Source organism: Nonomuraea sp. NPDC005692, from assembly GCF_040631115.1.
GTDB lineage: Bacteria > Actinomycetota > Actinomycetes > Streptosporangiales > Streptosporangiaceae > Nonomuraea.
The window spans coordinates 1-19,655 of sequence record NZ_JBEXYU010000007.1; the positions used below are offsets into that span (position 1 = coordinate 1).

The 19,655-nt window shown below is 72.0% G+C and carries 21 protein-coding genes; 11 read left to right on the plus strand and 10 right to left on the minus strand.

Annotated elements, in window-relative coordinates:
• Positions 1–251 (plus strand): hypothetical protein (locus ABZ459_RS17240; RefSeq protein ID WP_357971219.1); only part of this gene is annotated, 251 nt, incomplete at its 5' end.
• A 65-nt stretch (positions 252–316) separates the two neighbouring features.
• Here the strand turns inward: ABZ459_RS17240 and ABZ459_RS17245 are convergent.
• Both ABZ459_RS17245 and ABZ459_RS17250 read right to left on the minus strand, forming a co-directional pair.
• Positions 317–1,372, minus strand: a complete 1,056-nt coding sequence (locus tag ABZ459_RS17245) for an LLM class flavin-dependent oxidoreductase (protein WP_357971220.1) — start codon at positions 1,370–1,372, stop codon at positions 317–319.
• A 55-nt stretch (positions 1,373–1,427) separates the two neighbouring features.
• Complete coding sequence (locus ABZ459_RS17250; RefSeq protein ID WP_357971221.1) at positions 1,428–2,513, minus strand: helix-turn-helix domain-containing protein; 1,086 nt, start codon at positions 2,511–2,513, stop codon at positions 1,428–1,430.
• 100 nt (positions 2,514–2,613) lie between these two features.
• Between ABZ459_RS17250 and ABZ459_RS17255 the strand changes: the two genes are divergently transcribed.
• The gene (locus ABZ459_RS17255) at positions 2,614–3,816 is read left to right on the plus strand and encodes an MFS transporter (protein ID WP_357971222.1); all 1,203 of its coding nucleotides are present in this window, start codon (positions 2,614–2,616) and stop codon (positions 3,814–3,816) included.
• 68 nt (positions 3,817–3,884) lie between these two features.
• Complete coding sequence (locus tag ABZ459_RS17260) at positions 3,885–4,406, plus strand: carbonic anhydrase (protein WP_357971223.1); 522 nt, start codon at positions 3,885–3,887, stop codon at positions 4,404–4,406.
• Between the two features lie 19 nt (positions 4,407–4,425).
• Here ABZ459_RS17260 and ABZ459_RS17265 read toward each other — a convergent pair whose 3' ends face one another.
• The gene (locus ABZ459_RS17265) at positions 4,426–5,901 is read right to left on the minus strand and encodes an SDR family oxidoreductase (protein WP_357971224.1); all 1,476 of its coding nucleotides are present in this window, start codon (positions 5,899–5,901) and stop codon (positions 4,426–4,428) included.
• Positions 5,902–6,169: 268 nt separating this feature from the next.
• On the opposite strand from ABZ459_RS17265, the gene ABZ459_RS17270 reads away from it, so the two are divergent.
• Positions 6,170–7,420 (plus strand): deoxyribodipyrimidine photo-lyase, encoded by a 1,251-nt coding sequence (locus ABZ459_RS17270; protein WP_357971225.1) that lies wholly within the window; start codon positions 6,170–6,172, stop codon positions 7,418–7,420.
• Between the two features lie 15 nt (positions 7,421–7,435).
• On the opposite strand, the gene ABZ459_RS17275 is transcribed toward ABZ459_RS17270, so the two are convergent.
• Genes ABZ459_RS17275 through ABZ459_RS17285 form a run of 3 tightly spaced genes read right to left on the minus strand, consistent with a single transcriptional unit; the run spans position 7,436 to position 8,495 of the window.
• Positions 7,436–7,702 carry a DUF3303 family protein gene (locus tag ABZ459_RS17275; protein ID WP_357971226.1) on the minus strand — a complete coding sequence of 89 codons (267 nt, stop codon included), beginning with the start codon at positions 7,700–7,702 and terminating at the stop codon, positions 7,436–7,438.
• A gap of 8 nt (positions 7,703–7,710) precedes the next feature.
• Positions 7,711–8,097 carry a hypothetical protein gene (locus ABZ459_RS17280; protein WP_357971227.1) on the minus strand — a complete coding sequence of 129 codons (387 nt, stop codon included), beginning with the start codon at positions 8,095–8,097 and terminating at the stop codon, positions 7,711–7,713.
• Complete coding sequence (locus ABZ459_RS17285) at positions 8,094–8,495, minus strand: rhodanese-like domain-containing protein (RefSeq protein WP_357971228.1); 402 nt, start codon at positions 8,493–8,495, stop codon at positions 8,094–8,096. The genes ABZ459_RS17280 and ABZ459_RS17285 overlap by 4 nt, the downstream gene beginning before the upstream one ends.
• Before the next feature lie 97 nt (positions 8,496–8,592).
• On the opposite strand from ABZ459_RS17285, the gene ABZ459_RS17290 reads away from it, so the two are divergent.
• From ABZ459_RS17290 to ABZ459_RS17300, 3 genes are all read left to right on the plus strand, one after another.
• Positions 8,593–11,067: a LuxR C-terminal-related transcriptional regulator gene (locus ABZ459_RS17290; RefSeq protein WP_357971229.1), complete on the plus strand. Its 2,475-nt coding sequence runs from the start codon at positions 8,593–8,595 to the stop codon at positions 11,065–11,067.
• A 77-nt stretch (positions 11,068–11,144) separates the two neighbouring features.
• Complete coding sequence (locus ABZ459_RS17295) at positions 11,145–11,684, plus strand: SigE family RNA polymerase sigma factor (RefSeq protein WP_357971230.1); 540 nt, start codon at positions 11,145–11,147, stop codon at positions 11,682–11,684.
• A complete protein-coding gene (locus ABZ459_RS17300; RefSeq protein WP_357971231.1) occupies positions 11,681–12,817 on the plus strand; it encodes a CU044_5270 family protein in 1,137 nt (378 codons plus the stop codon). The genes ABZ459_RS17295 and ABZ459_RS17300 overlap by 4 nt, the downstream gene beginning before the upstream one ends.
• 22 nt (positions 12,818–12,839) lie before the next feature.
• Here the strand turns inward: ABZ459_RS17300 and ABZ459_RS17305 are convergent, their stop codons facing one another.
• Entirely contained in the window at positions 12,840–13,427 is a 588-nt protein-coding gene (locus ABZ459_RS17305) for an XRE family transcriptional regulator (protein ID WP_357971232.1), read from the minus strand.
• A gap of 134 nt (positions 13,428–13,561) precedes the next feature.
• Here ABZ459_RS17305 and ABZ459_RS17310 point away from each other — a divergent pair, with 134 nt between their 5' ends.
• A complete protein-coding gene (locus ABZ459_RS17310; RefSeq protein ID WP_357971233.1) occupies positions 13,562–14,383 on the plus strand; it encodes an MBL fold metallo-hydrolase in 822 nt (273 codons plus the stop codon).
• 43 nt (positions 14,384–14,426) lie between these two features.
• Here the strand turns inward: ABZ459_RS17310 and ABZ459_RS17315 are convergent, their stop codons facing one another.
• Positions 14,427–15,356: a zinc-binding dehydrogenase gene (locus ABZ459_RS17315; RefSeq protein ID WP_357971234.1), complete on the minus strand. Its 930-nt coding sequence runs from the start codon at positions 15,354–15,356 to the stop codon at positions 14,427–14,429.
• A gap of 76 nt (positions 15,357–15,432) precedes the next feature.
• Here ABZ459_RS17315 and ABZ459_RS17320 point away from each other — a divergent pair, with 76 nt between their 5' ends.
• Positions 15,433–16,074 (plus strand): TetR family transcriptional regulator, encoded by a 642-nt coding sequence (locus ABZ459_RS17320; RefSeq protein WP_357971235.1) that lies wholly within the window; start codon positions 15,433–15,435, stop codon positions 16,072–16,074.
• A gap of 25 nt (positions 16,075–16,099) precedes the next feature.
• Here ABZ459_RS17320 and ABZ459_RS17325 read toward each other — a convergent pair whose 3' ends face one another.
• On the minus strand, positions 16,100–16,657 hold the full coding sequence (locus ABZ459_RS17325; protein WP_357971236.1) for a TetR/AcrR family transcriptional regulator: 558 nt from the start codon (positions 16,655–16,657) through the stop codon (positions 16,100–16,102).
• A gap of 134 nt (positions 16,658–16,791) precedes the next feature.
• Between ABZ459_RS17325 and ABZ459_RS17330 the strand changes: the two genes are divergently transcribed.
• A complete protein-coding gene (locus ABZ459_RS17330) occupies positions 16,792–18,243 on the plus strand; it encodes an MFS transporter (RefSeq protein ID WP_357971237.1) in 1,452 nt (483 codons plus the stop codon).
• 207 nt (positions 18,244–18,450) lie between these two features.
• Here the strand turns inward: ABZ459_RS17330 and ABZ459_RS17335 are convergent, their stop codons facing one another.
• Positions 18,451–18,861 carry a hypothetical protein gene (locus ABZ459_RS17335; RefSeq protein WP_357971238.1) on the minus strand — a complete coding sequence of 137 codons (411 nt, stop codon included), beginning with the start codon at positions 18,859–18,861 and terminating at the stop codon, positions 18,451–18,453.
• Positions 18,862–19,166: 305 nt separating this feature from the next.
• On the opposite strand from ABZ459_RS17335, the gene ABZ459_RS17340 reads away from it, so the two are divergent.
• Positions 19,167–19,652, plus strand: coding sequence for a hypothetical protein (locus ABZ459_RS17340; RefSeq protein ID WP_357971239.1), 486 nt, complete (start codon positions 19,167–19,169; stop codon positions 19,650–19,652).
• The last annotated feature ends 3 nt before the right edge of the window (positions 19,653–19,655 follow it).

The following is a 19,655-nucleotide window of genomic DNA, read 5'->3' on the forward strand; positions in this document are numbered from 1 at the left end:
GGCCCGACATGTCGGACATCTTCTGGCCGCTCCGCGATAACTTCATTGTTGCGTGTCCCTTCTCGGATCTGGCCCGCCGCCGGCACACATCCGCGGTTTGTCGTGATCAAGCGAGTCCACCGCATTCGCCGTCGCCGCACAAGACGGTGACGGTGGACGCACCGCTCGCAGCGCGGCCTGTCTCCTCACTCGTAGACCTCGCTCCGGTTGTCGACGAGCAACGTGGCCAGGAGCTGGGGGTCTCGCCGTGACCCTGCTCGGCTCGGGCCTCGCTCCCCGGGCCAATGTGTGTCGGTGACGTTCACGGCCGGGCCGTTCAGGTGAGGAGGTCCGCCAGCCGGGCCATCTCGGCGGGTGGGTCGATCACCGGCTGGATGAGCAGTTCGTCGACGCCGGCCCGTTCCAGGGTGGCGATGCGGGCGCGGAGGTCGTCGCGGGTGCCGACCAGGGCCAGGGTGTTCATCAGCGAGGGCAGGATCAGGTCGCGGTCCTCGGGCGCGATGCGTCCGAGGTAGCCGGGGTAGAGCTTGGTGTGCCGGTCGGGTGCGGTGGCGGTGGTGCCGCGCCGGTCGAGAAGTCGCCGTACGGCCTCGCGTTCCTCGGGGCCGAGACGCTCGGCGAAGGCGGCTGCGTCGGCGGCCGTGTCGGCGGCGAAGGTCAGCAGCGACAGGACGAGGTGGCCGGTCGCGTCCCGGGCCGCGTCGCCGTGAGGGTCTTCGTCCTCCTCCAGTACGTGCAGTGCGGTGACCACGTAGGAGGCGGGTTCGCGGGGTGCGCCGTGGGCGGCGTGGCGGCGGGCGTCGTGCAGGGCACGCCAGGCGGCGGGGTCGAGCAGGCCGAAGGAGATCAGGCCGGTGCCGCGGCGGCCGGCGACGGCGGCGGCCTTCGGCCCGGTCAGCGCGGCCACGACGAACTCGATCGGGTCGTCCGTGTTCACGTGCGCCCCGGCGTGCAGGAACCGGACGTCGCGGGCCCGGTCGCCCTCGCGGTACTCGATGCTCCGCCCCGCGCACAGGTCCTGCAGCGCGGCGGTGAAGGACTCCATCGCCGCCGCCGTGGCCGGCCGCATGCCCAGCGTGCGCCGGGCGGTGTTCCCGGTGCCGACCCCGCAGCTGATCCGGCCCGGCGCCAGCGCGTTGAGGCTGGCCAACCCGCTCGCCGCGGCCGGGGCCGAGCGCAGCGCCGGCGAGGTCACGCCGACGCCCAGCCTGATGCGGCTGGTGGCCTTCGCGCACAACCCCAGGGCGACGAAGGGGTCACCGTGAACCATCGGGCTGTCGTTGACCCAGAAACTGTGCAGGCCCAGTTCCTCGGCCCGCACGGCGAGATCCTCCACACCGGGGTGTGCGGTGACCACGACGCCTGCACGCATCCGACCTCCACCGAACGATCGACTCGAACGTACTCAGCCTGACAGCCGAAGCCGCTCAGCGCAGTACGGCCGTCAGCAGGTCCGCGCCCAGCGCCGTCAGATCGGCGACATTGACGGTGTAACGGACATAACGCCCGTGCCGCCGGGCCGTGAGCAGGCCCGCGCGGCGCAGGACGGCGAGGTGGCGGGAGACCTCCGGAGGTGAGAGTTCCCAGGCGTGGGCCAGCTCACCGGTGGTGTGCGGGCCGCGGGCGAGGGTGCGCAGCAGCCGCAGTCGTACCGGATGCGCGAGCGCCTCCAGCCGCAGCGTGACCGTTTCCAGCGACACCGGCTCCGACGGATCCGCCTCGGCCACGGGGTACTGCACCACCGGCTGCCATCCGGGCGCGTGGACCACCACCAGGTGCGGCCGGCCGAAGACGCTGGGGAGGAAGGTGACCCCGGTGCCGTGGGCGGTGGTCGCGTTGTCCTGCAGCTTGTCCACGATGATGCGGTCGCCGTCCGGGGCCAGGGCGACGGCGCCGGACACGGACGCGAGCGCCGCCCCGATGCCCTGGCGCTTCAGCAGGTCGTTCTTCAGGCGCAGGTCGGTGGCGAGTTGCGCGGCGACGCCCGTCCAGGCGGCGTCGAAGAAGGCCCCGGCGCACTGTTCGAGCGTGTCACGCACCCGCGCCCGCACGGCGGCCGGGTCCGCGAGCAGCCGTTCCGCGAAGGCCTCCTGGAGCGCGCCGCGGGCCTGGGCCAGGTCGAGCGCCCGCTCGCGCGCCGTCGTGTCGGTGAGCGGCGACGGCGTGCCGAAGTGCACCCGGTTGCTGCCGCACGTGGTGATGAGCGCGGCGGTCACGTAGGTCTCGTCGTCGATCCGGTCGACATCGTCCAGCTCCTCGGCGAGGGTCGGCCGGGGACGCGCGGGGACCAGGAAGTCGGCGCGCGAGGAACGCCAGAGGAACTCCGCCTCCCTGAGCCGCTCGGCCAGCTCCGGCCGCAGCCCGGCCCAGACGTCCCCGGCCCAGCCGGCGAGCTGCGGGTGATGCCCCGGTTCGGCCAGCACGTGCAGCATCGCGGTCAGCTCGGCCAGCGGGGAGGCGACGAACCGCAGCCGCCCGGACGGCAGGCCGCCGATGTCGATCCTCAGCGTCATCCCCACATCATCGCTGGTCGGGCGGGCGACGACCGCGTCGATTGACGGTGTCCGTCAACTGACGGACCCGTCCCGGCGGGCCGAACGCATCGTTGACGCCATGGCAACCACCAAGATCCGGCCGCGCGTTCTCGTCCGCGCCTCCGGAGGCCCCCGCTATGCCGTCGCCCTGGCCGTGGACGCGCTCGGCACCGGCCTGCTGCGGCCCTTCCTGCTGCTCTACGGGGTGACGGTGCTGAGGCTGTCCGCGCCGGTCACCGGCATCGCCATGACGGCCGGCGTCGTCGTGGGTCTGGTGTGCATGCCCGCGGTCGGCCGGTGGCTGGACCGGGGCGCGCGCAGCACGGTCGTGGCCGCGTCGATGCTGGTGCGGGTGCTGGGCGTGGCGCTGCTGCTGGCCGCCCCGGCGGGGCACGTCTGGCTGTTCGCGACGGCGGCGCTCTTCCTCGGCATCGGCAACCAGGCCTGGCCGGCCGCCCACGCGGCCCTCGTGGCCACGGTCGCCCACGGCCGCGAACGTGACGCCGCCCTCGCGGCAGGCCGCGCCCTGCGCAACGCCGCTCTGGGCGTGGGCGCCCTCCTCGCCACCGCGTGCCTGGCGGGCGGCACCACCGCGTTGCGGGCGCTGGCGGCCGTCACCGGGCTCGCCTGTCTCGCCGCGGCGGCCTTGGCGTGGTCGGTCCACCTGCGTGCGCGTCCGGCCGCCGCTCCGGGCAAGGACATGATCGGCGGGCCCGCGCCCCGGATGCGCGCGCTGCTGGCCGCCAACGTGGTGTACGTCTTCTGCCTCAACGTCCCCGAGATCGCGGTGCCCCTGGTCCTGGTGACACAGATGCACGCGTCCCCGGTGTGGCCGGCGGCCGTCTTCGTGGCCAACACGGTGCTGGTGGTCACCTTGCAGGTGCCGGTCACCGTCCTGCTGTCCCGCTTCTCCCGGCGGACCGTGCTGGCTCTCGCCGGCGTGGTGCTCGCCGCGTCCTACCTCGGCTTCCTCGCGGCCACCTCACTGGGGCCCGGCTGGGGTGCCCCGGCCGTTGCCATGGTGTCCGTGGTCTGCACCATCGGCGAGATCATCTACGCCGGCAGCGCGACGGCGCTCGTCACCGCCCTCGCACCGGCCCATCTCCTGGGACGCGCCCTCGCCCGCTTCCAGCTCTCCACGGGCTTCGGCCTCGCCGTCTCCCCGGCGGTCATCACCACACTCGCCTCCCACGGACCGACCGCCCTCTGGGGCACCCTCTCCGCCGCAACCCTCCTGTCCGCCTCCGCCGTCGCCGACAGGGGCTACACGGCGAGGCAATAACATGTACAGTCAGTAGGGAATGTGGATTATGGCCGCGGGCCGCGGCACGTGACAGGAGGGCGTCCCCCATGAGCGTCACCGACCAGCTGATCGCCAACTCCGAGCGCTACGCCGCCGCCTTCGACTCCGGCGACCTGCCGCTGCCGCCCGCCCGGGGTGTGGCCGTGGTGGCCTGCATGGACGCCCGGCTCAACGTCTACGGCCTGCTCGGCCTGCGCGAGGGCGACGCGCACGTGATCCGCAACGCCGGCGGCGTCGTCACCGCCGGCGAACGTCGCAGCCTGGCCATCAGCCAGCGTCTCCTGGGCACCCGCGAGATCATCCTCATCCACCACACCGACTGCGGCATGCTGACCTTCACCGACGACGGATTCAAGCACGACATCTACCAGGAGGTCGGCGTCAAGCCCGACTGGTCCGCCGAGGCGTTCCAGGACCTGGAGGCGGACGTGCGCCAGTCGGTCAGGCGCATCCAGGCCGACCCGTTCATCCCGCACAAGGACTCCGTCCGCGGGTTCGTCTACGACGTCGCCACGGGCCGGCTGAACGAGGTCAAGCTGGACGCCGCCGCGCAGAACTCTCACGACTGATCACTCGATCAGGCGCTGGTCAGCTCGTAGCCGGTGACTGATCCCTGCGCCGGGCCGCGGCGGCCACGTTGACCGGCATCCGGCCGAAGATCAGGCCGTGGAAGGGCGAGATCGCCCACCAGTACAGATGGCCGAGCAGGCCGTGCGGATGGAAGACGGCACGCTGCGTGTAGACCGTCCGGCCGCCGGAGCGGGTGACGCCGAGCTCCAGCCAGGCCAGTCCGGGCAGCCGCATCTCGGCGCGCAGCCGCAGCAGCCGTCCGGGTAGCACCTCCTCCACCCGCCAGAAGTCGATCGAGTCGCCCACCCGCAGCCGGGCCTGATCGCGCCGGCCGCGCCGCAACCCGACGCCGCCCACCAGCCGATCGGCCAAGCCCCGCAGCTGCCACGCCACCGGCAGCGAGTACCAGCCGTTACGGCCGCCGATGCTCTCGATCACCTGCCACAACGCCTCCGGGCTCGCCTGCACGACCAGGCGGCGATCGTCCACGAACAGGCTGCCGCCCGCCCAGTCGGGATCGGTGGGCAGCGGATCGCTCGGCGCGCCCGGCGTGGACGCCGAGGACCAGCGCGTGGCGACGTCGGCCTCCTTGATCTTCATCAGCGCCAGGGACACCGCCCGGCGGAAGCCGACCAGCCCGCCCTCGGGGTCGGGTACGTGGCGGGCGATGTCGTGCTCGCCGCACACGGCCTCGTTGCGCAGCGACTCCACCAGTGGGCGGGCGATGCTCGCCGGGACGGGCGTGACCAGCCCCACCCACAGGCTCGACAGCCGGGGGGTGAGCAGCGGCACCGGAATGATCAACCTCGGCGGCAGCCCGGCCACCGCGGCATAGCCGTGCATCATGTCGGCATACGTGAGGACATCAGGCCCGCCGATGTCGAACCCCCGGTTGACCGTTCCCGGCACCTCCGCCCACGCCACCAGATAACGCAGCACGTCCCGCACCGCGATCGGCTGCGTACGGCTGCGCACCCAGCGCGGCGTCGTCATCACCGGCAACCGCTCGGTCAGGTAACGCAGCATCTCGAACGAGGCCGACCCCGACCCGATGATCACCGCGGCACGCAGCACCACCGCCGGCACCGCGCCCCGCAGGAAGATCTCCCCCACCTCGGCCCGCGACGACAGGTGCGGCGAGAGCTTCTCGTCCGCGGTCGACCCGCCCAGATAGACGATCCGCCGCACTCCCGCCTCGGCCGCCGCGGCCGCGAACGTGCGCGCCGCCAGCCGGTCCCGTTCAGCGAACCGGCCGCTCGTCCCCATCGCGTGGATCAGGTAGTACGCGACGTCCACCCCGTCCAGCGCCCGGCGCGTGCGCTCGGCGTCGGTGGCGTCGGCCTCGACGGCCTCCACCCGGTTCGCCCACGGCAGATCGCGCAGGCGTCCGGCCGAGCGCACCATGCACCGCACGTCGTGACCGGCGGCCAGCAGCTCGGGCGCCAGCCGCCCGCCGATGTACCCCGTTGCCCCGGTCACCAGGCACAATGCCATGCCCACGCACCTTCCCCGTCCCTCGGGCCTCATGCCGGAGCGGTCCGGTCACCGCCCCTCCCACAGGCAATGCCCCCGCGCGCGTGCGGGCGCGGCCGGCGGGGCATCTGTGAGGCATGGCTGAGGTGCACGGTTGTGGCAGGCCGCGGGTGGCGGCGGCGCCGGGCTGCCCGCTCGGCGAGCCGGTCCGGAACGACGGCGGCCACGGCCGCGCCCGCTGCCGCACCGGCCCGCGACCGCATCCCGTCTCGTCGTGCAGGGGCCGTCGATGGACACGGTGATCGTCCTGTTCAACAGGGACCTGCGGGTGCACGACCACCCGGCACTGACGGCCGCCTGCGAGCGCGCCCGCGCCGTGCTCCCCCTGTTCGTGCTGGACGAGGCCGTTCCCGCCGGCAGCCGCCATGGCTTCCTGCTGGAGTGCCTGGCCGACCTGCGGGCGTCCTTCCGGGCACGCGGCGGGGACCTGGTCGTACGGCACGGCGACGTCGTGACCGAGACCATGAAGCTCGTCCACGGCACCGGGGCCGAGGCGGTCTTCGCCAGTGCCGACGTCAGCCTGCTGGCCAGGCGCCGGCAGGACCGGCTGGCCCGCGAACGCCTCTCCTACCAGCTCTTCCCCGGGGTCACGGTGGTGCCGCCCGGCACGCTCACCCCGTCCGGGGGCGGGGATCACTACCGGGTCTTCACGCCGTACTGGCGCTCCTGGAGCCGGCACCGGCGCCGTGCGCTGCTCGCGGCCCCCCGCCACGTGCCGACGCCCCACGACCTCGACGCCGGGCGGCTGCCGGTCCCGGCCCGGCCGGGACCCGTGCCCGGCGGCGAGACCGCCGCCCGCGACCGCGCCCGGCGGTGGATCCACCGCGCCCTGCCGGGGTACGCCGACGGCCACGACGATCTGGCCGGTGACCGCACCTCCCGCCTGAGCCCGTACCTGAGGTTCGGCTGCCTGTCCCCGCTGGAACTGGCCCACCTGGCCGCGGGCAGCGAGCCGTTCGTCCGCCAGCTGTGCTGGCGCGACTTCTACCACCAGGTCACCTACGCCTTCCCGCGCATCAACCGGGACGACTACCGCCCCCGTGGCCACCGCTGGCGCGACGACGAGGACGCGCTGCAGTCCTGGCGGGCGGGCATGACCGGGCTCCCCATCGTGGACGCCGGCATGCGCCAGCTCCTCGCCGAGGGCTGGATGCACAACCGGGCCCGCCTCATCGTGGCCTCCTATCTGGTCAAGGTCCTCGGGGTCGACTGGCGCGCCGGCGCCCGGCACTTCTTCGAGCACCTCCTCGACGGCGACGTGGCCAACAACTCGGGCAACTGGCAGTGGATCGCCGGCACCGGCAACGACACGCGTCCCAACCGCGGCTTCAACCCGTTGCGCCAGGCGCAGCGGTTCGACCCGGCGGGCGACTACGTACGCCGCCACGTCCCCGAGCTCGACGGCGTACCGGCCGCCGACGTCCACCAGCCGTGGCGGCTGAGCACTCCCCCGGCCGGATACCCACGTCCGATGCTCTGACCGGCGACGTCCGGATCAGCCGTCGAGCGCGGCGGCGGTCGTGGCTCCGGAGACCACCGGCACGATCTCGAACTCGGTGAGGTCCGACCATTCGGCGACCCAGCGTTGCAGGAGTGCGATGTCGTCACACTCCATGAGCTGGAAGCACCGGCTGAGATCGGCCGTCACCCAACTGGAGACGAACACCAGACCTTCGCCGGTCATGCGGCCCCTCTCGCGGAATCGCCGATAGACGGCCTTCGCGTCCTGGCCGCGGAATCGTTCGATCACCATGAACAACATCCGCCCTCCTACGGCTCCTCGTCCGGGGCGGGCCGGAACCCCGAGCACAGGATGCGCAGCCAGGCGATGCCCTCGCCGGCGACGCTGTAGTAGACCTGCTGTTCGACCAGGTAACGGGTGGAGCCGGTACGGACCCGCAGGCGGTAGGCGAGATGTTCCCGGTCGCCCACACGCCCGGTGGCGACGTGCAGGAGACGTTCGATGTCGTCGCCGGGTTCGAACCACTGGCCGAGGATGATCCGGTCGACGACCTCTTCGGGATTGTCGGCGTCCCAGTGGGCTCCAGGGGTGAGTGCCTTGAAGTCGAGCGGGTCGCGGAGCAGGGCGCGCAGCGTGTCGCGGTCCTTGGCGGCGAGCGCCCGCGCGAACGCCGCTCCGTGCGCGTCCCCCTTCACCGGTTTTCCTGCTCCGCCTGGAGGGTCACGGGACGGCCGTGCTCCTTCCAGGCGTTGAGCCCTCCGTCGAGATGGGCGACGTCGGCGTAGCCGAGTTCCCGCAGCACCAGGGCGGCGAGCGCGGGACGGCCGCCCGACGCGCAGTACAGGATGGTCGTGGCGGCGGGATCGAACTCGGGCCGGTGGTAGGGACTGGCCGGATCGGCCCAGAACTCCAGCATGCCGCGCGGCGCGAGGACGGAGCCGGGAACTCTGCCGTCGCGGGCGACCTCGCTCGGTTCACGCAGGTCGATCAGGGTCACCGTGCCCGACTCCAGGGCCTCGGCCACCTCTGCGACCGACAGGTTGCGAACCTGGGCGCGAGCGTGAGCGATCATCTCGGTGACGGAGCTTGCCATGCGCGGGTCCTTTCAGGAGGCTTCCGCCATCACATCTCATGCTCGAAGCCGGCACATCCGTGCTCAGTACGGAGCTTTTCTGGGGGATGATCGCGTCATGAAGGACGCCGCGCTGCCGGAGGCGTTACGGTCCGCCGGGGTCACCAGGCGGGAGGCGGAGGTGTTCTGGCTGGTCGGTGACCGGCTGGCCAACCGTGAGATCGCCGACCGGCTCAGGCTGTCCGAGCGGACCGTGGAGAGCCATGTGTCGTCCCTGCTGCGCAAGCTCGGCCACCCGGCCAGGAGGGACCTGGTCGAGGGCGCGGCGCGGCTCCGGAGCCGGGCGCACACCCTGCCCACGCCGTTGTCGTCGTTCGTCGGCAGGGAGCGCGAGCTCCGCGACCTCGCCGGGCTGGTCGCCGGCGGCCGCATGGTGACCCTGACGGGCCCCGCGGGAATCGGGAAGACGCGCCTCGCCCTGCGCTTGGCCCACGAGGCCGCCGGGCCGGCTCCCGCGGTCCTGGTCGATCTGGCCTCGGCCGCGCCCGGCAGGCCGGTCGAGAGGGCGTTCGCCGACGCCCTCGGCGCGGGCGGCGACGGCAGGGACCTCGGCCCGCAGATCGTCGCCGCGATCCGGGCGAGCCCGTGCTGGCTGTTGGTCGACAACTGCGAGCACGTCGCCGACGCCGTCGCGGCCCTGCTGGCCGGGCTGCTGGCGGCGGCCGGCGGGCTGCGCGTGCTGGCGACCAGCCACGGGCCGCTGCGGGTGAGCGGCGAGGTCGTCTACCAGGTGCCGCCGCTGCCGGTTCCCGACGAGAGCGCCGATCCCGGCGAGATCCTGAGCTGCGCCGCCGTCCGGCTGTTCACCGACCGTGCGGCCGCCGTCGTGCCCGGCCTCACCGTCACGCCGGCCGACGCGGCGGTGCTCGCGACGATCTGCCGGCGCCTCGACGGGTTGCCGCTGGCCATCGAGCTGGCCGCCGCGCGCACCCGGTTCGCCTCGCCCGGCGAGCTGCTGCGCCTGCTCGACGACCGGTTCGCGCTGCTGACCGACGCGCCGCGGCCCAACCGCCACCGCACCCTCGAGGAGGCCCTGCGGTGGAGCTACGACCTGCTGGACTGCGACGAGCGTCTCCTGCTGGACCGCTGCTCGGTGTTCCCGGGCGAGTTCGACTACGACACCGCGACGCTGGTGCTGGCCGCGCCGCCGCTCACCGGCACCGGCCTCACCCGGCTCTTCCCGCGCCTGCTGGACCGCTCGTTGATCTCCGCCCGGCGCCAGGGCGGGGACACGCGGTACCGCCTGCTCGACAGCGTCCGCCAGTTCGCCGGCAACAGGCTGGCCGAACGGCAGGAGTACGAGGAGATCCACGACCGCCACGCCCGCCACCATCTGAGGCACGCCGTGTCGCTCGCCCCCGCGCTGCGCGGCGAGAACCAGCCGGCGGCCCTGCGCTGGTTCGCCGACCGCTGGACCGACCTGCGGACGGCCATGGGACGCGCCCTCGACGCCGGCGACACCGCCGCGGCCTGGGGCCTGCTCACCGGCATCGGCACCGGATGGGAGATCCTCGGAGCCCGCGGCGAGCTGTTCACCTGGGTGAACGCGCTGCTCGACCGTCCGCTCCCGGACGGCTCCGCGGGGGTCCGCGCCGCGATCACGTCCTGCCTGCTGCTCTGTTACCAGGACACCGACAGGGCGCTGGAGCTGGCCCGCTGGGCGGCGGAGCAGGCGACGACCGAGGAGGAGCAGGCGTCGGCCGCCCTGGCGGCCGGCCAGGTGGCCCTCTACCGGCGCGGACACGCCGAGGCGGCCCGGGCGCTCGACGCCGCGGCCGCGGTCTTCGAACGGCTGGGCGACGACTGGCATCACGCGCTGGCGTTGTCCGTGCTCGGGAGCATGGCGGCCGACACCGCGACCGCGGTGGACCGGCTCCGCGCCGCGGCGGCCCTGTTCGGCCGCCTGGGCGACCACGTGAAACGCGCCAACTGCCTCAACCACCTCGCGGGCCGCCTGATCCGCGACGAGGTTCGCCTGGCAGAGGCCGAGACCTGCCTGAACGAGGCGCTCGACCTCGCCCTGGGCACGGGAAGCGACCACGAACGCCTGCACGCCCAGCTCCACCGGGCCCGTCTCACCCAGCAGCGCGACGACCAGGAGGCGGCGACGGCGCTCCTCACCGAGCTCCTGCCGGAGTTCCACCGCATCGGAGACCTTCGCTGCGCGACCTACTGCCGTCTGGGGCTCGGCCGCGCGGCCGCCTCGCACGGCGACCACCGGCGCGCGCGACACCATCTCCTCAAAGGGGCCGGCACCGCGATCTCCCTCAACGACCACAACCTGATCGCCGCCGGCCTGCGGCTGCTCGCCGAGACCGAACACGCCGCCGGCTTCCCGGCCCGATCGGCCCGGTTGCTGGGCGCCGCGACACCCACCGGCCCCGGCGGTCCGGGCGACAGCCGGCTGCGGCACGCGCTCCGCGCGGAGCTCGGCGAGACGGCCTTCGCCTCCGCGCTCACGGCAGGCCGCGGAACGCCAACCGCCGAACTGCTCAAGGCCCTCATGGCCGCGGCCGACCCGGGAACCGGGTGAGCTCCAGGCGTCGAGCTTCCGGCCGGAATCATGCCGGTGTGACGCAACCTCCGCGGGTGCTCGCGCATGCAGAAGACATGCAGTTCGACATCACCCACGGACCGCCCCGTTCTCCGGCCGCCGCGGCGTCGGCGGACGCGGCGGTGACCGAGTTGTTCCTCGTTCACCGGCTTGCCCTGGTACGGCTGGCGTTCCTGCTGGTCGGAGACCAGGAGACCGCCGAGGACGTGGTCCAGGACGCGTTCGCCGCGGTGTATCGCAGGTGGAGCGCGCTGGCCGACCACGAACAGGTGCTGCCCTACCTGCGCACGGCCGTACTCAACGGATCCCGGATGGTGTTGCGGCGCAGGGCGGTCATCGGGCGGTTCCGCGGCCAACGCGAGGTCCCGCTCTGGTCGGCCGAGGCCGCGGCGCTGCTGGGCGAGACCCGGCGGCAGGTGTTCCAAGCGGTCCGGGATCTGCCGCGGCGTCAGCGCGAGGTGCTGGTGCTGCGTTTCTACCTTGAGCTGTCGGAGGCGGAGATCGCCCAGGTGATGGGGGTCAGCCGCGGAACGGTCAAATCGACGGCGTCCCGTGCGCTGCGGACGCTCGCCGCCGAACTGCAGGAGGAACGATGACCCGTAACATCGAGGACCGGCTTCGCGACGCCTTCACCGCCGGCGCGGAACTGGTGTCACCCGAGAGCCTCGCACCGGTCGCCTCCCCTGCCCCGGTCCAGCGGCGACGGGGCCTGCGCGGGCTGCCGATCCTGGCCGCGGCGGCGGTCGCCGTCGTCCTCACGGCGGTCGTGCTGGTCTCGAACCTGATCGCCGTGCCCGCCCCCGTGTCGAATCCCGCGCCGCCTCCCGCCGACGGGAACGAGGCACTGCGCCGCCTGGCGGCCCGCGTCGCGCGGCTGCCGGACGACCACGGCGTCTACTGGCACAGGTCGCTGCTGAACGACACCCTGATCCGGGTACGAGCCGGGGGACGCACGTTCAACGCGAAGGTCTCCTCGAAATCGGAGCTGTGGCTGCCACGCGACCCCAAGGATCCCGTGCAGACGCAGAACGGGGAGCCGATCCTGAGCCCCGCGACTCCGGCCGACGAGCGCGCCTGGCAGGCCGCGGGATCGCCCGGCAAGGTGGAGCGGGTGTGCACCTCCGGCACGAGAGCCGTCGACTGCGTGAAGCTGCCGATGCTCGCGAGGAACCGGGTCTGCCAGTACACCCGCGACGTCGCACCGAGCCGCGGGCCCGGCGCCGACGCGCTCGGCAGGTACACGACGGCCGAGATCCTGGCGCTGCCGGCCGACGAGAAGGGGTTGCGGGAGTGGCTGAGGGCCGAGGCGGCCAAGGAGGACGAGGGCAGGACGCGGCCGCCGGAGGAGGTCGTCGCCGGCTCCCGGTTCCTGCTGTCGACGCCCCTGCGCCCGGCGGTCCGGGCCACCGTCCTGCGCCTGCTGGCCGACCTGCCGACCACCGGCGTCCGGGGAATGGTCGAGGACCCGCTGAGCCGCGAGGGCCTCGCCGTGGACTTCGACAAGGGCAACCGGTACTTCAGGGAGTTCGGCGAGGACGACGAGGTGACCGAGGATCACACGACCGTCCTCGACCCGGCGACCGGCGAGATCCTGGCACAGGTCACCAGGGCGGGAGAGGACACCGTGGGCCTGCCCAAGGGACAGGTCGTGGACTCGCAGACCTGGACGCCCACGACGCGCTGGACCGACGACCGCCCGGAACGCCCGCGAAACTGCCGTCGCCTGTAGCCGGAGCGTGCTTCACGGCCGATCAGGTGCGGCGCGAGATGAACATGATGTACTCGCAGGGAGCGTTCGTCCGGTTGGCGAAGCCGTGGTCGGCGTCGGCCTGGAAGAACAGGGAGTCGCCGGTGTCCAGGGTCTCGTTGATGCCGCCGATCGCGACGGTGAGGGTGCCTTCGAGCACCACGAGCTGTTTCTCCGTACCCGGCGGATAGGCGGGCAGCAGCCCGGTGGACACCTGCGCGGGAAGGTGGTGGACGACCATCTCGGCCCCTCCCGCGCCCGGTGCCGCGGAGACCATGTGCCGCTCGAAGCCGGTTTCCGGGTCACGGAACACCGGACGATGGTTCTTGCGCATGACGACGGCCACACCGGACGCGGCCCCGGCCGGCGCACCGATCAGGTCCGAGAGCGACGCGTCGAGCGCGTGGGCGATCCTGGACGCGACGCCGATCGTCGGGCTCTTCTCACCGCGCTCGACCTTGGACAACATCGCCCGGCTGACCGACGACTGCGCGGACAGCTGCTCCAGCGTCAGGCCCGCCTCCTCGCGACGTCGCCGCACGTTGACGCCGAATGCGCCGGCCAGGTCGTCACCGTGCTGTGGTTCGTCCACGTTTCCGTCTTTCTCGACCACCGTGCTCCTCGATCGATCGGTACCTCGCTGTCCCACATTGTAGGGTTTCTTCTAAAGGAGATAGAGTCTTCTATCGAAGACGGGCGATGCGCGCCCGACACGACGGAGGTTCCATGCGTTTCATCTCGAGTGGCCGGCTCCATGCCACGTTCGAATTCGGCGAGCTGCAGGTGATCTCGCTGCGGGACGGGTACATCGACATGCCGCCCACACGGCTCCGCGACGAGGACGGGCGCACGCTCGGCGAGCTGCCGGCCGCCGTCCCGCTGGCCGGCGACAACCTGCGGCTGTCGGTCAACGCCTTCTACGTCACCGACGGCACGCGGTCGGTGCTCGTCGACACCGGCGCGTCCAACGCCTGGCACGACCCCACCATGGGGCTGATCTACGACGCGCTCGACGAAGCGGGGGTCGACCGCGCGGACGTGACCGACGCGGCCATCACCCACAACCACGAAGACCACGTGAGCGGCCTGATCGCGCCGGACGGCTCAGAGGCGTTCCCGAAACTCGAGCGCGTGTGGATCGGCGCGGGCGACACCTCGGTCTTCACCGGGCGGCGGCTGGAGCCGATCCGCGACCGGGTCGTCCCCGTGTCGGAGAAGGTGGCGATCAACGAGTGGGCCACCGCGCTCCCGACACCGGGCCACACCCCCGGGCACACCGTCTACGAGATCAGGAGCGACGCCGGCCACCTTCTCGTCTGGGGCGACACCGTTCACGTCCCCACGCTCCAGTTCGACCGGCCGAAGGTGTCCTGGGAGCTCGACGGCGACCAGCCCCAGGCCCGCGCCGCGCGGGCGGCACTGCTCGAACGACTGAGCCGGCCGCACCACTTCGTGGCCGGCGCCCACCTCGACTCGCCCGGCATCGCCCGCGTGACGCCCTCCGGCGAGGGTTACGCACTGGAATACCTCGCCCCACCGATCGGCTGACCGGGCGCCGGCCCGCCCGAGCACTTACTCCTCCAGCCTGCTCTCACCCCAGGTCGAGCACCGCCTTGCCGTGCACGCGGCGGTCGAGGAGGGCGGTCGCCGCCTCGGCGGCGTCGTCCCAGCCGCCGCGCCAGGTGATCTCCGGGCTCAGCGTGCCGTCCGCGACCTGTCCGGCCAGCCAGGTCAGGTCGCGGTGCAGGCCGTGGCAGTAGAGCAGGTGGAAGGTCACGAGCGAGCGGTCGTGGCGGTCGGCCCCGCCGAACAGCGCGCCGAACGGGAAGCTCTCGCCCTCGCCGGTGGAGTGGCCGACGGCGACCAGCGTGCCACCCTCGGTGAGCTGGTCGAACGCCTCGACCAGTGGAACGCCGCCGAGCATGTCCAGGACGCCGTCGAGTCGTCCGCCGCTCTCGGCGGGGGCGGCGACGACCTCGTTCGCGCCGAGCGCGCGCAGCCCGTCGCCGTGCCGGTCCGGGTCGCCGGTGGCGGCGATGACGTACGCGCCGCCGAGCCGGGCGAGCTGCACGGCGTACCGGCCGACGCCGCCCGTCGCGCCGGTGATCAGGACGCGCCGTCCCAGGATCGGCCCGAGGCGGTCGAGCGCGCGCAGCGCGGTGGCACCGGCGACCGGGATCGTGCTGATCGCGCCGGGGTCCGCGCCCTGCGGCACCACCCCGATCCGGTCGGTCGGGACGGCCCGCAGCTCGGCCCACCCGCCGTCCCAGCCAAGCGTGACCACGGGCGTGCCCGCGGCGGGCCCCGAGCCGTCGGCCGCGGCCTGGACGACGACCCCCGCGGCGTCCCAGCCGAGCACCGTGCCCTCGGGCGCCTCCTGGAGGGCGTGCCTGACCTCGCCGTAGTTGAGCGACGTGGCGGTGACGCGGACCAGCGCCTGGCCGGGCGCCGGCACCGGGTCGGGCGCCTGGCCCACCCGCAGGCCACCGGGAACGGAACGGTCGACGATCAGAGCGCGCATGACGACATCCTCCAAAGTGCCACTGAGTGGCATAAGCCTATAGGAGGCATATGCGCTCCGGATACACTGGGGGACGATGACTGCCGACCTGCTGCCGCTCCGCGAGCGCAAGAAGCTCAAGACCAGGGCCGCCCTGGTGGACACCGCACTCGCGCTGTTCACCGAGCGCGGCTTCGACCAGGTGACCCTCGACGAGCTGTGCGCGGAGGTCGAGGTCTCCAAGCGCACGTTCTTCCGCAACTTCGCCAGCAAGGAGGAGGTCGCCTCCGCCCCGCTGGAGGCACTGTGGACCGCGCTCCTCGACGACGTCGAGCACGCGCCGCTCGGCGGCCGTCCCGTGCTGGAGGTGCTGCAGGAGGCGATGCTCGCGGCGGTGCGGCGGATGTCGGCGGAGGGGCCGGAATGGGTGGCCCGCGTGCGGCTCAGCCAGGAGCTGTCGCAGCGTACGCCGTCCATCGCCGCGCACGGGCTGCAGTTCTGCGACCGCACCAGCGCGGCCTTCGAGACCACCCTGCGCAGGCGGCTCGGCCTCGGCGACCGCGACCAGCGGCCCAGGCTGGCGCTCGACCTGCTGGTGGCGGCCTTCCACGCCGCCCTGCGCGGCTGGACCACCGCCTCGCCGGAGCCCACGCTCGACGACCTGCTCGCCGAGCTGCGTACCGTCTTCGCGGCCGCGCCGGAGGCGGCGACGTTCACCGGCGACGAGCCGGGCCACTGAGCCCCGCCTCATCGGACCGGCAGGGTCAGACGTGCTCATCCACCCCGCGGTGGAGCCCGTCGAACATGACGGCCAGAAGCTGATCACGGTGTACGGGGGTCCGCTCCACCGCCCAGGCGACTGAAGCGATCAGGGAGAAGAGCGCGGACGCGTCGACATCGGGCCGGATCACCCCTGCCCCCTGGGCCCTGGTCAGCAGTTGCGCCCCGGCGGCCTTGACGGCCTGGCAGGTGGCGTGGAGTTCGGACGCGGGGTCGGCGAGGCTGTCGACGAGGGCGTCGACCAGGCCGCGATAGGCCATGGCGTGCTCGACCGCGGCCGTCATCCAGGTGAGCAGAGCCTGACGCGGGGACGGTGAGGCGAGCAACTCGTCCGAGCGCGCCTGCAGACCACGCAGGCTTTCGCCCAGCAATGCCTCCAGCAGCGCCTGGCGGGTCGGGAAGTGCCGGTAGAGGGTCACGTTGCCGACGCCGGCGGTGCGCGCGATGTCGTTCAGGGAGGCGCCGACGCCGTGCTCGGCGAACGCCGTACGGGCCGTCGTCAGGAGCCGCTCATAATTGCGCCGCGCGTCTTTGCGCCCCACGGGCCGAGCCTGCGTCGATCGATCCACCACCGCAACCCTCCACACATTTGCCAAAACGAGGAAGCTCCTCATATCTTAGCCCACCGAAAGCGAGGAGCTTCCTCGTTTATTTGGACACCATGCTGAGGAGTGCCATGACCGAGCACAGCACGCACGTGGCGAGAGCGGGATCCGGACCCGCCGGTGCCGCCCGACACCAGCGCAACCCCGGCCTGGTGCTGGCCATCGTGCTGATCTGCCAGACGATGTTCATCCTGGACACCAACGTGGTGAACATCGCCCTCCCCGACATCCAGCGCGACCTCGGCTTCTCCGCGACCGGCCTGTCCTGGGTGCTCAACGCCTACATGCTGGCCTTCGGCGGGCTGCTGCTGCTCGGCGGTCGCGTGGGCGACATCGTCGGCCAACGGCGGGCGCTCATCGGCGGGGTGGCCGTCTTCACCCTCGCCTCACTGGCCGGAGGGCTGGCCACATCGGCCGGGATGCTGCTGGCGGCCCGGGCCGGTCAGGGGATCGGCGCCGCCGTCGCCGCACCGACCGTGCTCGCCCTCATCACCGTAGGCTTCCCGGACCCTGCGCGCCGGGCACGGGCACTGGGGGCCTACGCGGCGGTCTCCGGCTCCGGCGCCGCGATCGGCCTCATCGCCGGCGGCATGCTCACCGACTGGATCTCCTGGCGGTGGGTGCTGTTCGTCAACGTGCCGATCGGCATCGTCCTGCTGATCCTGACCCCGCTGTTCATCACCGAGACCGATCGCCACCCGGGCCGCTTCGACCTGGCGGGTTCGCTGACCTCGACGCTCGGCATGACCGCGCTCGTCTACGGCTTCATCCGCGCCGCCGAGCAGGGCTTCGGCGACGCGATCACGCTCGGCGCGCTCGGCGTGGCCGCCGTCCTGCTGGTCCTGTTCGTGGCCGTCGAGTCCCGTGCCCGGCAGCCGATCGTCCCGCTGCGGCTGTTCGCCGACCGCAACCGCGCCGGCGGCTACGTCGTGCTGCTGTTCGTGCTGGCCGCGGGCAACGGCATGTTCTTCTTTCTCACCCAGTTCCTGCAGCAGGTCCGCGGATACAGCCCGCTGCAGGCGGGATTCGCCTTCGTGCCGCTGGCCCTGGTGATCCTGGCCTCGTCCGGCGCGGCGGCCCGGCTGCTGCCGCGCCTGGGCGCCAAGACGCTGATCGCCGCCGGCGCCGCGGCGATCAGCGTCGCCCTGCTGTGGATGACGCAGCTGACGCCCCAGACCGGCTACGCCTCCGCGCTGCTCGGCCCCATGATGATCGCCGGTCTTGGCATGGGCACCTTGCTGGTGGGAGCCACCACCGTGCTGTCCTCCGGGATCCGGGCCGAGGACGCCGGCGCCGCCTCGGGCCTGCTCAATGTCATGCAGCAGATCGGTGGCGCGCTGGGGCTGGCCATCCTCGTCACGGTGTTCGGCGCAGCCACACGCGCTTCGCACGGCCCGGCCCACCAGGTCCTCACGGAGGGGGTCACCGCGGCCTTCACCGTCGCCGCCGTATTCACCGCCGGCGCAATCCTCCTGGCCCTGACCATGAAGAACCGGCCAGCCACAGACGAGCTCACTCCATGACGACGGTCGCCTTCCAGCCAAGCTCCAACGGCTCAAGGGGCGGCGATGACTCGCTGGTCCGGTAAGTGGTGAAGGTGATCCGCCGATGGTCCGCAGCGCAAGCAGGCTGGTCATCTCGGGCGACGGCCGCGCCGGGCGTTGGGCGTTCTTGTCCGCGAAGACCGACCGAGTGGCCCTGTGCGGACGTAACCGATGCGAATCCAAGCCTCATCGGGCGTCACCGCCGCAGGTGGGCTGGAAGGGGTGACCCGGGAAATAGGTGGCCCAGTCCTCAGGCGTGAGGCCTCCGCCTGCCCGTTGGCAGATGGTGGCGGTCGCAGCCGCCGGGGTGAGGCCGAAGCGCTGGAAGGGGACGTGCTCGGCCGCGACGTAGAGGGTGTTGTCGTGCAGGGACATGGCGAAGATCCAGCTGCCGGGAGTGATGATGGGCGCTCCCACAGGTTGCCGGGTTTCGGTGTCCCACAGCTGAACTGCGCCGTTGCCCATCCCGACGGCGAGCACGCGCCCGTCCGCAGAGAAGGCAAGGGCGCTGACGTCTGCGGCAGAGATCGTGGATGTGAGGGTGCCGAGGTAGCGTCGGACTCCGCCGTCCCAGAGGGCGGTATGCCCGCCGTTCATGTGCATCTCAGCCGCTACGTCCGCCTGGGCGAGGAGACCTACGCCCGCATCTCTGCCGAGCAGGACCTCGCGGCCCGCGGGCGCTGACGCCGGGCGTCTGAGGCTCTGTGGGGGAGCCTCCAGCCTCACCCAGCTGAGCCCGCACTGCGTCTTTGCCGACGCCGCCAGCAGGGTAGGTAGCTACCGTACGATAGCGATCGATTGCAGATCGTAGCGAGCGCGGATATGGCACCGTTCACCGAGACGTGGATGCCGAGTCAAGTGGCTGCTGCCGCGCGAGGTAAAGCTCACAAGGAGAGGGCATCATGGCTACCAAGACAATTGACGTTGCTTTGGCGTCCATTCACAACGTAGGCACGCGAAGTGTCGCGCCAAAAGGTGCCCTCACCGCCAGAATCGTCCGCGCCGTGGACGACGAACAGACCTTTGAGGCCGAATCTCTATATCTGCACCTGAACCTCGAAGAGCCGTTGCATCCAAGTGGGGCGACACGCATCAAGCCAGGCGAGAGCCTCACCTACAACGTTACGAAGCGGCTTACAGTTTCACACTTCGAACAGGAGACCGAAGGGCATCTCAATCAAATGCTGGTATTCAACCAGGGCCTGGAAGAACATATAGCGTTTCTGAACGAGGACCTTCCTTATCAGGGCTCCTTCAACCGCAAGGTACGCTTTGACGAGATCAACGGTTTCCAGACGATCGAGTGCGACTATCATGCCTTCACGCAAGATGTCGACGCCAAAATCCTGGTGACCTATACGGTGAACCTCGTTTCTTCGTCCGGGTAACCG

What these genes read in the sequence shown, in the direction of transcription:
- ABZ459_RS17245 (WP_357971220.1), bottom strand. Translation starts at nt 1,372, where the DNA reads ATGCGTGCAGGCGTCGTGGTCACCGCACACCCCGGTGTGGAGGATCTC.
- ABZ459_RS17250 (WP_357971221.1), bottom strand. Translation starts at nt 2,513, where the DNA reads ATGACGCTGAGGATCGACATCGGCGGCCTGCCGTCCGGGCGGCTGCGG.
- ABZ459_RS17255 (WP_357971222.1), top strand. Translation starts at nt 2,614, where the DNA reads ATGGCAACCACCAAGATCCGGCCGCGCGTTCTCGTCCGCGCCTCCGGA.
- ABZ459_RS17260 (WP_357971223.1), top strand. Translation starts at nt 3,885, where the DNA reads ATGAGCGTCACCGACCAGCTGATCGCCAACTCCGAGCGCTACGCCGCC.
- ABZ459_RS17265 (WP_357971224.1), bottom strand. Translation starts at nt 5,901, where the DNA reads ATGGCATTGTGCCTGGTGACCGGGGCAACGGGGTACATCGGCGGGCGG.
- ABZ459_RS17270 (WP_357971225.1), top strand. Translation starts at nt 6,170, where the DNA reads ATGGACACGGTGATCGTCCTGTTCAACAGGGACCTGCGGGTGCACGAC.
- ABZ459_RS17275 (WP_357971226.1), bottom strand. Translation starts at nt 7,702, where the DNA reads ATGTTGTTCATGGTGATCGAACGATTCCGCGGCCAGGACGCGAAGGCC.
- ABZ459_RS17285 (WP_357971228.1), bottom strand. Translation starts at nt 8,495, where the DNA reads ATGGCAAGCTCCGTCACCGAGATGATCGCTCACGCTCGCGCCCAGGTT.
- ABZ459_RS17290 (WP_357971229.1), top strand. Translation starts at nt 8,593, where the DNA reads ATGAAGGACGCCGCGCTGCCGGAGGCGTTACGGTCCGCCGGGGTCACC.
- ABZ459_RS17295 (WP_357971230.1), top strand. Translation starts at nt 11,145, where the DNA reads ATGCAGTTCGACATCACCCACGGACCGCCCCGTTCTCCGGCCGCCGCG.
- ABZ459_RS17300 (WP_357971231.1), top strand. Translation starts at nt 11,681, where the DNA reads ATGACCCGTAACATCGAGGACCGGCTTCGCGACGCCTTCACCGCCGGC.
- ABZ459_RS17310 (WP_357971233.1), top strand. Translation starts at nt 13,562, where the DNA reads ATGCGTTTCATCTCGAGTGGCCGGCTCCATGCCACGTTCGAATTCGGC.
- ABZ459_RS17315 (WP_357971234.1), bottom strand. Translation starts at nt 15,356, where the DNA reads ATGCGCGCTCTGATCGTCGACCGTTCCGTTCCCGGTGGCCTGCGGGTG.
- ABZ459_RS17320 (WP_357971235.1), top strand. Translation starts at nt 15,433, where the DNA reads ATGACTGCCGACCTGCTGCCGCTCCGCGAGCGCAAGAAGCTCAAGACC.
- ABZ459_RS17330 (WP_357971237.1), top strand. Translation starts at nt 16,792, where the DNA reads ATGACCGAGCACAGCACGCACGTGGCGAGAGCGGGATCCGGACCCGCC.
- ABZ459_RS17335 (WP_357971238.1), bottom strand. Translation starts at nt 18,861, where the DNA reads ATGAACGGCGGGCATACCGCCCTCTGGGACGGCGGAGTCCGACGCTAC.
- ABZ459_RS17340 (WP_357971239.1), top strand. Translation starts at nt 19,167, where the DNA reads ATGGCTACCAAGACAATTGACGTTGCTTTGGCGTCCATTCACAACGTA.